This window comes from Photobacterium sp. NCIMB 13483, assembly GCF_003025475.1.
Lineage (GTDB): Bacteria > Pseudomonadota > Gammaproteobacteria > Enterobacterales > Vibrionaceae > Photobacterium > Photobacterium piscicola.
The window spans coordinates 1-13643 of record NZ_PYLV01000001.1 but is presented as its reverse complement, the minus strand read 5'-3'; the positions used below and the strand labels follow the sequence as shown (position 1 = coordinate 13643).

At 29.8% G+C, this 13643-nt stretch carries 10 protein-coding genes; all 10 read right to left on the bottom strand.

From position 1 onward, the window contains the following. The 10 genes from C9I86_RS00050 to C9I86_RS00005 all read right to left on the bottom strand — a co-directional run bounded on the left by C9I86_RS00050 (position 1) and on the right by C9I86_RS00005 (position 13097). Positions 1-1008, bottom strand: a complete 1008-nt coding sequence (locus tag C9I86_RS00050; RefSeq protein WP_080157034.1) for an NAD-dependent epimerase — start codon at positions 1006-1008, stop codon at positions 1-3. Beyond that, positions 1008-1880, bottom strand: a complete 873-nt coding sequence (locus C9I86_RS00045; protein WP_080157036.1) for an ATP-grasp fold amidoligase family protein — start codon at positions 1878-1880, stop codon at positions 1008-1010. Before C9I86_RS00045 ends, C9I86_RS00050 begins: the two co-directional genes overlap by 1 nt. A 689-nt stretch (positions 1881-2569) precedes the next feature. Then, entirely contained in the window at positions 2570-3577 is a 1008-nt protein-coding gene (locus C9I86_RS00040; RefSeq protein WP_158258900.1) for a sugar-transfer associated ATP-grasp domain-containing protein, read from the bottom strand. A gap of 256 nt (positions 3578-3833) precedes the next feature. Then, positions 3834-4892, bottom strand: a complete 1059-nt coding sequence (locus C9I86_RS00035; RefSeq protein ID WP_080157040.1) for a sugar-transfer associated ATP-grasp domain-containing protein — start codon at positions 4890-4892, stop codon at positions 3834-3836. Positions 4893-4964: 72 nt separating this feature from the next. Next, positions 4965-6122, bottom strand: a complete 1158-nt coding sequence (locus tag C9I86_RS00030) for a glycosyltransferase family 4 protein (protein ID WP_107275292.1) — start codon at positions 6120-6122, stop codon at positions 4965-4967. A gap of 6 nt (positions 6123-6128) precedes the next feature. Continuing rightward, the gene (locus C9I86_RS00025) at positions 6129-7199 is read right to left on the bottom strand and encodes a glycosyltransferase (RefSeq protein WP_080157043.1); all 1071 of its coding nucleotides are present in this window, start codon (positions 7197-7199) and stop codon (positions 6129-6131) included. A gap of 46 nt (positions 7200-7245) precedes the next feature. Continuing rightward, complete coding sequence (locus C9I86_RS00020) at positions 7246-8634, bottom strand: lipopolysaccharide biosynthesis protein (RefSeq protein WP_080157045.1); 1389 nt, start codon at positions 8632-8634, stop codon at positions 7246-7248. Positions 8635-8652: 18 nt separating this feature from the next. Then, positions 8653-9864, bottom strand: coding sequence for a hypothetical protein (locus tag C9I86_RS00015; RefSeq protein ID WP_080157046.1), 1212 nt, complete (start codon positions 9862-9864; stop codon positions 8653-8655). A 145-nt stretch (positions 9865-10009) separates the two neighbouring features. Beyond that, positions 10010-10909 carry an ATP-grasp fold amidoligase family protein gene (locus C9I86_RS00010; protein ID WP_080157048.1) on the bottom strand — a complete coding sequence of 300 codons (900 nt, stop codon included), beginning with the start codon at positions 10907-10909 and terminating at the stop codon, positions 10010-10012. A 79-nt stretch (positions 10910-10988) separates the two neighbouring features. Then, complete coding sequence (locus tag C9I86_RS00005) at positions 10989-13097, bottom strand: polysaccharide biosynthesis tyrosine autokinase (RefSeq protein WP_107275291.1); 2109 nt, start codon at positions 13095-13097, stop codon at positions 10989-10991. Positions 13098-13643: the final 546 nt, after the last annotated feature.

Sequence of the window (13643 nt, the reverse complement as noted above, 5' to 3'; positions counted from 1 at the left end):
TCACTTATTATAAAATTCTTTATACCAACGAACGAGGTTCGCAACGCCTTCTTTAACACCAACTTTTGGGGTATAGCCAGTTACTTTAAATAGATCTTGAGTATCTGCATAAGTTTGGTATACATCACCAGGTTGCATGCCTCGGAAGTTTTTAGTTGCTTCAATACCTAATTCAGTTTCAATGGCTTTAATAAATTCCATTAAGTTAATTGGGCTACCGTGACCAATGTTATATACGCTATAAGGTGCAGAGCTTGATGCTGGTGTACCTTCTTCAACTGTCCAATCATCATTACGGGCAGGAACAACATCAGCGATACGAATAACACCTTCAACGATATCATCAATGTAAGTAAAGTCGCGCCACATATCACCATTGTTGTTGATATCAATTGTTTCGCCATCCAAAATTTTCTTAGTGAAAATATAAGGAGCCATATCTGGGCGACCACAAGGTCCATACACAGTAAAGAAACGTAATCCAGTTGTTGGCATGTTGTACAGGTGAGAGTACGAATGCGCCATTAACTCATTAGATTTTTTCGTTGCTGCATAAAGAGATACAGGATGATCTACTGTATCTGATGTTGAAAATGGTGTTTTAGCATTAAGACCGTATACAGAACTTGATGATGCATAAACAAGGTGGCCAACATTATTATGACGGCAACCTTCTAAAATATTAAGGTGACCAACAAGGTTACTATCTGCATATGCCATTGGGTTTTCAATCGAGTAACGTACACCAGCTTGAGCGGCAAGGTGAACAACGCGATCGAATTTTTCATCAGCAAATAAATCAAGTACATCTTGCGAATGAGCAATATCAATTTTCTTGAAAACAAATTTATTATTTTCTAATAATGGTGCTAAACGTGCTTCTTTTAACGCTACATCATAATAGTCATTGATAATATCGATACCAACAACGTCATGACCTTTTTTTAATAATTCTTCACTTACTTTTGCACCAATAAAACCGGCCGCGCCCGTTACTAAATATTTCATTATTTTACCTTATAATCTTGAGTCCATAGATCACCGATTTTTAAGTCCCAATCATCAGGCATCGTTAAAAATCCGGAGGCTGAATACATTGTCAGCTCACTAAACGTTATTTTTCCATCATAAAAATATAAGTCGACTCGTACAAAATCGTATTGTTGACCAATTTTTTCTGCAATACGGATCATTTCATCGATGTATTCTGGTTTTTCTGGTGCTGGATGACAACGAGGATGATGATATTCAAACCCAAGCTCTTCCCAATTAGCATCATAAAGATTACGAGTCATACTGGTAAATCGGCCAGAATCTAACTGGATAAAACCGACTTTGCCGTTGAATACATATAATTTGTAATCATCAGGCTCATGACCATCAAACTCTAAATACTCTTCAATAAACACCCGTGGTGGAATATTTTCATATGCCCACTCACCTAATGCACCAGATTGATCTTTTTTCAGCCAATCTTTTGCTAACGCTTTCATCTTTGTTTTAGGAAGATGATTACCATGACGAATAATTTCAATTGTCTGGCTAGTATGGTTAGCTTTATATACGTAATCTTTAGGTAATGTTGATAAATCTAAATTATCAAGAGACTCAGGAGAATCCCCCACCCAAAGCATTTTTGGTAGATATAATTCAGGAACTATATCTTTAACAAAATCTTTGGCTTTTATTTTATCAGCACCAATTGTTAATAATTCACTGCGATCTGCAATCTTTTTACACTGAATTTTTTCGTTATATGTCCGAGGATTATCAAAATTAATAAATCGCTTAAATTTACGAAAAAATAAGATTTGCAATCTTGTTTTAATTGGTATTTTAGAGATGATCTTGGAGAACAATCTAAATTCTAGACTTTCCACGTTACACCCTCACTTATTAATACATTTTATTTACTTAATATGATTTATAAATATAGAATATCTGTCATTTCAACAATAAATAATTACCATTGTTGAAAGATGTTTCATTCATAAATTGTATAGTTAATTTATGATAATATTTTCTATTCTATAAGACGAAACATAACTATATTATCTCTTACTGTCCTTCAATAAACAGCATTTATTAGCACAGACTTTAATATAGCTAATCAAAATTATATTGACATTACGGATATTGATAATATTTTTAGTCACCATATTTATGGTTAAACGCTACAACTTACCGCTTTGTTAACATCAACATCTACTTTTTAATAAATATTTAGCACTTCAATTATCTTTTCACTTTAAATCACTAAATAGAAAAACACTCTTATAAAAGAAAATATTATAGCTTTAATAAGCTAATATTTATCAATTTTCATATTTACTTCTAATCATAAAAGAGTGGTATAACTTAAAACACTAATTCTACTTTCACCTCCAATTATAAACGTAGGAGAAGAGAGTGACTACCTATTAAATGAAATACTTCCATTTTTTATAATCAGATATAGGTAACCACATTATCAATCGTTAACAACATTGAATATATTAAAAACATTGAATAAATTAAAAGAACGATCTAAATATATAATAAATACTTATTATATTATCCACATCAACTATTAACCATTAATACTTTTTATATATTCAATATGATTTTTAAATATTGGACCATTATTTGCCTGATGGAAGTTAATTTCGCCCCAACCTGCATTATATTCAATAATTGACATATTACCATTATTATCAACGGTCAAATCCCACGAAATAATACCATGGCTTTTTAACCATTTATGCTTATCTTTAGCAAGTTCTAATAAGTCATTAAAATAAGGAATAACATAACCATCAGAGAAATTAATCAATGTTCCTGGATGTTGTTCATATTTATTAAAATGATGATCAATTGCAAAATCGCGTAACTTTCCAGTCTCATCAACACCAATAGATATGCCACCAGATGAAGAATTATCGACTCTACCACCATTTCCCATTCTTAGTACTGTTGAAATGGGATAAACATTGCCATGATAAGAAAAAGTCATAACTCTAACAGTATTAATCGATGATGGATTAAAAATAGCTAAATCATCATGCTGTTTTATAACCGGCTGAACAACAAAATCATACTTTTTATCGAAATAAGACTTTAAAAATGGAATAATGTGGCTTGTATTACCAATCTCAACACTCTTTCCACCACCAGTACCAATACTGCGTTTAATTACAAATTCATTATCCGCTGATTCATGCTCCAATAATATAACTAAATCATCAAATTTAATTACTTCACTCTTGCTATTATAAATAGTGCCTGAAATACAATTAGCTATATCAGGTACTGTATGGCTATTTAATATATTTGATATATAACCTTTATGATCAAGAAAATCATTAAGGCTGAAATCATTAACCTTAGATTCAACTTTATTATAAAAATAAGGTTCAGATAAATATTTATCTGATTCAATACCACATACTGATTGGTATCGATGGTTCCAGAAGCGTCCTGTAATTGGGCTAAGTAAGTTTTTACACTTTAACGATTCTGGATTTTTTATACCATACTTAACGTATTTAGCATTGGCTAAAACAGAATAAGCTAAACGACGAACATTACTATCTTTCATAGCTAGTGAAACCTTATACAACTTATAACAATAATGAATAGAAATTATATTTAAATTCATTTCATAAAATGCTCGATAGGTGGACTATCAAAGCAAACGACTAATCTTGTCGTTTATTATTATAAGCATCTAGATTTCGATAAAATAACTAATAATTTAGACTTATGCCCAACTTTCAGGAGAATAAATAATATTAAGTGTAAATGTTTATAAAAAAAGATAATTTACATTATTTCAACAACAAAAATACACACTATCAATTGATATTCTTTATGTATTCCATGTGCCTTTTGAAGACAGGGCCATGAAAAGCTTGATGTGATTCCAAACCACTCCAAGCAGTATTGCATTCAACAATAGTAACATAGCCATCATTATCTACACTTACATCCCAGGAGATAATTCCATGACTTTTAAATAACTTATGCTTATCTTTTACCACTTCAACCATTTCATTAAAATATGGTATTTCGTAGTTATCAGGAAAACTAAGTTGTGTTTGGGGATGACGAGTAGTTTTATTTAAATAACAGTCAAAACCAAAAGTAGTTAAAGAACCATCATCTTTAATTCCAATACACAAACCACCGGCACTAACATTATCAATTCGGCCGCCAGGTCCACCCATTTTTACCATACTTGAAACATGATGAACATTATTGTCATAAGCTAATGTCATAATACGTACAGTATTTAGTGATGATGGATTAAAAGCAGCTAACAAATCATGTTGTTTAATTAATGGTTGGATAACGAAATCATATTTCTTTTTTGCATATAAATTAAAAAAAGGAATAATTTCATTCGCACTTCCAATCTCTACACTTTCACCACCACCAGTCCCAACACTTCTTTTAATAACAAATTCAGTATTATTAGGATCATTACGTAATCGTTCAGCAACTATACTTGCATCAATAACTTTATCTTCAGCATCATAAACAATACCAGAAATATAATTAAACAGTAATGGAATTGCATTTGACTGTAAGATCGAAGGTAAATAGCCTTTATGATTAAAATAATCGCTTAATTCAAAATTATTTATTTTTGCTTCTATCTTATTAAAATAAAAACAATCTGATACATAATCATTTGACTGTATTCCAGAGAGTTGCTCAAATTTATAAGATGAAAAACGTCCCATTATTGGGCTTAAATTATTTTTCCGTTTAAAAGACTCAGGATTCTTAACACCCCAAATTAAATCTTTTATTGTTACACGAAGCTCAAAAAAACGACGACGTAAAAAGCTATTTTTCATTTTAAACCTTAACTTTACTAAATTATTTATAATAAATAATTTAGTAAACATTTCAAAATCCAAGTTAGATTTGTATTTATATTACTTACTTACTTACTCAACATTACATAATAATAAATTAAATCATGAAATAATTTCTTTGACCTTAGAGATATAGTTATCATTTGAATAATCCTGATAAAATTTATCTAAAGTCGATTGCTCTTCTTTTTTTGTATTTAAATTATCAAAAACAAATTGAATAGATTTCGGACTAAAATCATCCATCAATATTGAAAGATTAAGCTTATCTGCAATCTCAACCATACCACCATAATTCATAGTTAATACTTTACAGCCAGCAAAAACACCTTCAACCAAGGTTAATGGTGCATTTTCATAACATAATGACGGTAATAATACATATGAAGAGTTTTCAAAAATAGATTTTACAATTTCAAATTTTTGTAACCCATGTAATACAATAGTAATATTTTGCTCTTTCAGAGTATCAACTAGTCTCTCAATATCATCAAAATAAGGACCTTTTCCAATAATGTTGATAGTAATATGCTTAGGTGATACTAATTTTGAGTCAGCTATCGATTTAATAAAATCATAAATTCCTTTATCTTTACTTAAACGCCCAGCAAAGGTAATAACAACGTCATCATTATCAAGTTGATACGATGAAATAGTTGCAGATGTCGGATTATGTACAACACTTACAATAGAAGGATCGAATCGCTTGACTACTTGCTTATAAATAAAGTCACTCGGACACATAAAATGATCAAACGTTTTTTGCAAATTCAATACAGAATAATATGGATACCACTGCACTAACCTTGCCAATCCATAAATATAGCTACGTCTATCAAGTTTTTTAGTCACTAATTGTTTAAATGAAGGTGGATCTTTAAAGAATTTTTTTTCTGTATTTTCATAATAAGATAAAGAATTTGAAGCAGAAACTATATGGTAATCATGAACAGTCATAATTACTTTAGCTCCAGTTTTTTCTTTATATTTATTAATTTCAACTAAAAAAAACGGACTCCATAAGTGATCAAAGTTATGGATTAAAATAATTTCTGGCTTACTAATTGCTAATTTTTTTCTAATTATATCAATCGCGCTATAATTGCAACAATATCCTACAGCATTAAACTTAAAATAATCATCACCAAAAATATAATCAACATTATAACCTTGATCTGAGAATAATAATCCAGACTGTGTTGCTACATGTCCAGCACCACCTCCTCGATGATCACTAATAACCAGAATTTTTTTACTCATTATTATTTACTCTTTATTAATCAATTCTTCTAAAAGGTTAAAACTGTTTTCACTATTAAAATCACGGACGTCAGATAATGTCTTTCCGTTTAGAATTAATTCTAGTTTATCAACAAATATTTCCGTATTAAAACATGGAACCAAGTAGCCATTAATTCCATCACGAATAATTTCTTCAGGACCACTTTGACAGTCAAAAGAAACAACAGGAGTACCTGCAGTTAATGATTCTGCCAATACATTTGGATATCCTTCATAAAGAGAGGTTAATATCGTTACTTTTGCTCGATTATAATAACTATTAACATCATTAGTTGAACGAACTCGTAATATTTTAATATTATATTTATTTTCTATGACAGATAATTCTTTATCTAATTGCTCTTCAAGAACACCTTTACCAACAATACAAACTTTAGCTTGCTCTTTATTAATAATGCTATCGATAACGGAAACTAAATACGGCAACCCTTTCTGCTTGCTTATTCTACCAACAAATAAAATATCAATATCTTTCTCTACATTTTCTTTTTTATAAACACTAGTAGATACTGGATTATATATAACTGTAATTTTACTCTCAGGTACAGAAAGGTAATTTACCATGTCATTTTTCATGTCATTGCATTGGGCAATAAAACAATCAATACGACGATATATTATTTTAGTTAATAAAATAGTCACCCATTTTTTTATTGAATTTTTAGATGTATATAAATCTCGGCTTAGATAATTCACATTACGAGATATTAACTTAAATTTCTGTTTACAGCCAAATTGGCGATAGAACCATAATGCAATAGACATTTGATGATTAAATACTATAACTGTATCAGAAAAGATAAAGTTTATAGCCTTTACCTTTTTAATCATCGATGAAGCATCATGACAACCTAAAGTTATAATCTCAACACGCTTATCTACAAGATCAATATAAGAATCTTCATACTCTTTAAATATAACAATTCGTATCTTATAGCCATTATCTACCAAATAGTTTGCATAATTTACACAAACGCGCTCAGCGCCACCCTTCCTTATTGCATCAATAAATAAATCTATACTTTTTTGTGACATAATATAACCAAATAAATAATAGTAAGTAATCAATAAAGGCTATTAATTAAACCTTTTCTTTCGATAATAAAAATAAGATACAAGCAGGTATAATCATACTTACTATTAGCTTCATAGCTAAATCACCTATTGTTGAATCTATATTGATATAATGATTAACCAAAAAGCTAGAAATAACTATTGGAATAGTGATTAATAATAATCTCTTGAAATATTTTAATACAGGAAAATTGAAATATTTATATGAAACTATAATATTAACAAACCATTCAAATATGGTTGCAAATATTATGAAAAATAATACAACATAAATACCATAAGAATGGATAATGAAAAATAACACTCCAAGAATAAATTTAACAATCAATCTTATTTTAAAATATAAATCAGTCCGTCCTTCAACTGATAAAATATTACCAAATAAATTAGATAATGGCACAATAAAGAAAGCAATAGCTAATATTGATAAAAAAGGACTAGCATCAATCCATCTTTCACCTAATAACTTCAATACTATATTATGAGAATTAAATGATAACCATAATGTAATAGGTAAATAAACAGCTACAATATAAGAAGCTATATTATTTAAATTATCAAAATAACACTTATTATTATTTCTTAATTTACTAATAATAGGGTAATTTACACGACGAACAACTGTTGTTATCGTCATAGATGGTACTTCTGTAAGTTTTGTAGCCTGATTATAAAAACCAAGATCCGTTACAGAATAAAACTTACCAATACCCAAATTGAACATATATCTATACGCAACATCAACAACATTGCCTAGTAATAATTTATATCCAAAATTTAAATGTTCTAATAATAGTGGCATTTTAAAATGCCCAGTTGGTCTCCAACCGATCACATACCAAAAAATAGCACATCTAATAATAGATAAAACAACAGCTTGTGCAATTAAAGCCCATACACCAAAGCCAAGTTTAGCTAAAATTAATGCAACTATACCACTGAAAATAACCGAAAATAATGTAATTTTAGCCTGTGTTTTGAAATTAAGATCGATTGTTAATTTTACACGTTGAATTTGTTCCAATGCAGTAAATATAATACTTAATGCATATACTTTGAGGTAAATTTCAGCTTGAGGTAAATTTAAAAAATGCGATAAAAATCCTGATGATAAGAAAATAATAACATAAAGCAATATACCAAGTGTTATATTAAAAATGAATACTGATGTAAAATCATCGGCAGATGGTTTAGATTTTCTAATTAGACTACTATTTAAACCACCGTTACCTATAACATTCGATAAATATACAACGACTGAAATTAAACCAATCACACCAAAATCAGCAGGAGTCAATAGTCGAGCTAACATGATGGTAATAATTAATTGGCTGCCCTGAGAGCCAACACCATCAATAAAGCTCCAAAAAAAAGCTTTGAATTCTCGAATATTCACAAAAACAGATCCCTTTGTTTACTCGACTTCACTTTTGGTTCCATTGTCTGACTCCTCTAATTCTGGTTTATTATTAAAGACTAAAAAGAAATAGAATATAAATCCAAAGTATAAAAAACTTAATTTAGTTAATAATATAACTAAAAACATAATTCTATTGAGTAATGTTTTAGATTTAATAAATAAATAAGATATTATTATTGCTAATCCAGCAAATCCAAATTTAATGATAAAGAATAACCACATACCATTATCATTCAACGAAGCTATACCTAATTTAAATATATCTCCTGTTGTGTTCATTATATGTGCAGCTTCAGGCATAATACCTAAAGCACCATTGCCAAAGATAAGGATCATTAAATTCTGATCAAATACCATATCATTCAAATTACTACGAATATCTTGAGCATCACCACCCAATGAAGTTAGGCGCTGAATAGCAATACCTATAATAGCAGCCACAAGTAATGGGGATAACAAAAACAAAATATATTTCAAGTAACTCGCTTTACTGCGTAAAAGGAAATAACCAATAATGATTAATCCATAAACAATTGCGGCAACAGAAAAAGATAAAATAATAGATAAAGCAGAGAAAATAACTAATTTATCTACTTTCGGATTTAAATAAAGTTTGGATGCTAAAAGAACAACAATAAATCCGGCATACGTTGATGGTTCTTCATAGAATCCAGTACAACGATATATATTACCAATAAGAGGGACAAAGATATCACTGCCATATCGTGATGACTCCCCTGTTATTAATTTTAATGGATCAATATAAATACCAGTAGGGAATACTATTATAAATTGAATAAAGAACATCGATAAATTAAGAATTAAAACATATTTAATCATTCTTTCTAATTTATCGGTATCTCCTTTTAAAAATACAAAAGTACTATATACCGAGAATAACTTTACGATCATACCCACAGTAAAACTATAATAAGTATAATTTATTAGATTATGTATATGAGGGTAAATTTTAAGTAGTGAAGGTAACGCAATTAGTGCAATAATTCCAGAAAGCAATATAAAGGACTTAGTACTCTGACTATCAATCTTATGATCACTATAAGTAAAGTGTAATACCCACCCTATAGCTATTAATGGAATCATTAAGTCATATCTTAACTCATTAATGTTTTCCATAAATCCGATAAAGATAATTGCTACAGATATCCAAAATACAACTTGGCTTATTTTAGTATTTGACATCATATTTATTAAATCATAATGTGAAGTGAGATGTATAATAAATTACCAAGTTATACATTATAATTTGGTAATTTATTGTATATATAATCAGTAAATATAATGAAAAACAGAACTAAGTATTTAACTTTATATTTAATCAATATGGAATTTAATAAGAGGGGTCGCCTTCCCATAAGCGGCCTAACCAAAGATCGTATGCTTTATTTGTAAGCCCTGAACGGCCACTTCCCTGAGCAAAAGTCAATTCACCAAAGTAAATAGCACCATCGACATTATAGAAATCAACACGAACATAACTAAATGGTTCAGCTAATGTTTTAGCTGCAGTTAACATTAGATCGTAATTCTTAGGCATTTCAATTGATGTTTTAATGCATACGCCAGTATCTGAGTACAAAGTATAGAATGGAAGCCAATTCAATTCATCATCAAAGAAAGAACGAGTATGATTACCACTACGGTCAAAATCTATTTGTACAATGATTTTAAAACTACCATCATTTTGTTTGAAAACATGGAATTTATAATCACGAACATCAGTTTCGCCTTCTTGAGGAGATAACCTTTTTTCAACTAATACACCTCGTTTTATGTCACTATACCAAGGTTCATTTAGCTGCTTACCATAATCTACTTTTAATTGATTATTTACATCATCAACCTTACGAGTAATCTCATCATCTGTAGCTTCAGTTGTGATTAAATAAACTGGTCCAGAATTATGATTCGCTTTTAATAACAAATCACCTTTATCAGCAAGAATTTCTTTAATTTTATCTACAGTAATACTATCGCCAACATAATAGTTTTCAATAATGTAATCTGAAGATAGTTTTTCTGCTACATATTCTTTAGATTTAATCTTATCAGCACAAACACTAAATAATTCATGTTTAGGGTTATGCTTGCGATAGTTTATTTTTTCATTATATGTTTTAGGGTTTTTAAATGATGGTATATAACCAGTTTCACGTATAAAACTAAAGTTATATCTTAATTCTCTAGCTAATTTACTTTTATTACAAATGAGATTAATTATTTTACGCATTACTTATATCTTTATATAAAGGGAAATTATAATTATGGCAATTACTTGCCATAATTATTTTGAAATTAAAAATAACTTATCAATACTTTTTAAAGATAGCTTGATTACTTGTTTTCTTCATTGCGTTATTTAAAACAAATCCATCAACTTCAATACCATTATCTTCAAACTTTTGCTTAGCTTGTTCGATATCTTTTAAAGTATCCTCACCATAACTGCCAACCATTACTGTTGTACCAACAGTAGCACCGATAATCGCAGCATCAACAACAGCTAATACTGGTGGTGAATTAACAATAACAACATCATAGTGTTCAGAAGCCCATGCTAATAATGTTTTAAATTGATCATGCATTAGCAATTCGGCAGGTGAATGTGCATGTTCGCCACCAGAAATATAATCTAGATTAGCAATTGTAGATGTCTTTATTACTGTTTTCAGATCATTTTTACCACTAAGTAGCTCAGCTAAACCATTTGCTTGCTTACCATTTAGTGTTGATGCAATTTTACCTTTACGCATATCGGCATCAATAATTAACACTCGCTTACCTGCTTCAGCCATTAATGCTGCAACATTAGTAATAACAAATGTTTTTCCTGATTTAACCATTGAACTAGCGCTTGTTAATAATACTGTATTATTACTTGCATTATTCATTGCTAACAACATGCGGTTACGTAACATACGTAGTGCTTCAATTGAGATATCATCTGAATCAACTTCCGCTAAAATCGCATTTGGCAGCTTCTTCGTTTTTGGAACTGAAGCAAAAACAGGTAAACCCATTAGTTTTAATTGCTGAGGATCAACAACAGTATTATTTAAAATAACACGGAATAATGCGATTAATGCACCAAGAATCAGGCCAATAATAGCAGGAGCAACAACGAGCATTACACGGTTAGGTGCAATAGGCTTAACACTACTTGATGCTGTATCAATAATTTGAACACTTGCAGAACTACTAGCTTTAACTATATCAAGCTCTTGAATTTTATTAAGAATTTGCATATATGTTTGCTGGTTAACATCAACATGGCGCGTTAAGCGAATAATTTCACGTTGTGTTTCTGGCATTTGATCAATTTTACGAGTTAAACGATTCTTTTGAGCCAGTAAATCATTACGTTTTTCAATTAATGCTTTATAAAGTGGATGCTCTTTAGTATAGCTTCGTGAAATATCGGCCTCTTGGAAACTCAATTCATTAATTTGACCCGTTAAAGCAACAAGCTCGTCAAGTGAAGATTTTGCTTGCAATTCTATATTAACTGATTGATTAGCTTCACGGTATTGATTTAACTTATTTTCAGCCGTGGTTAATTCCGCTTTGATTGCTGGTAGACGTCCTTCTAAAAACGCTAAGCTCTTATCTGCACTTGCCGCAGCTCGGTCTGCATTCAATAAGTAATAGTTTTCACTGATACTATTCAGAATACGTTGAGTCTTTAGTCGGTTCTGACCCTTTAGTGAAACTTCAACAATACCGGTATCTTTACCTTTTTCAGCTGCAATTAATGATTCTTGGAAATAAGTAATAATATCAAAGCGAGAAATTTGTTTAACTGTAAAAGTGTCATTATTCGCACCAGTTAACGCTGTTACCAATAAATCATAACCTTGTTCTTTAACTGGTTGCCCTACAAAACCCGTTAATTTAACGTTTGCATTATCTTCATCAGTTAATGCAAATTCACCAGTATCTATATTAACAATCTTTAACTGGTAAACATTTTTTTGTGCGTTAGTAGGCATAGAGAAGTGCGCTACAGTTGCACTACTTTGAGTATGAGTTAATCGTGCAAAACCTTTACCAAAAATAGGGAAGTAATCAGGAGTAACTGACGTTGTTAGGTTTAATTTATCGACTGTTTTACCAATAACGCGACGAGATTTAATTAACTCTATCTCGGTAACTGCTGATGATTCAGTTGTAAATTCTTTTGCCATCGCTTCTCCAAAAGCAGGAGAGCCATCACTTTTTGAATCAACTTGAATCAATACATCAGATCTATAAATAGGAGTAGCAAAAACAGAATAAATCAGACCTAATAAAGTAAAAACTAGGGTTAAAGCAAGAATAGATTTTTTACTATCTCGCAAAACACCAAAAATCTTACCTAAGTCGATTTCTTCATTCGCTGTCGAAATGGATTTTACTTGTTTATTACTAATGGCAGTCATGAATGATTTCAATCCGAAATGGTTAACTAAAAGGAATTTTTAAAAATTTTCGATTAAATAATAAGAGTATTTAACTACATCTAAGACATTATTTACTCTATCGATGAGTTCTCAGACAGACAAACAATGAAGATATATGCCAATAATCAAATACGCTACCGCCCTAAGGTTACAGCCCCTCATTTGCGTTTATCTTACTTCATCTTTTATTTTTTCGTGTTAAATCTATTTATGACCATATAAAAACCTTTAAATCACGGATATATATGGCGGTTAATTAACAATCACATTAAATAATAAAATTAATTAACCAATAAACATTTAATGGTTAATTAATTTCCATTGATACAATTGTTTTCAAACGTGACAACAATAAAGAAAATAATAAACCAACACCATTTAAATCTTTTGAATTAACAAGAAAACCTAAAATAAAAAAATAAAACACATAAAAATCAACATGATAAAGAATAGTAAACACTAACAATAAATTAAAATCAAAAAGAATATTAAAATAAAAAAAATAATTTAAGTACTAAAAATAAG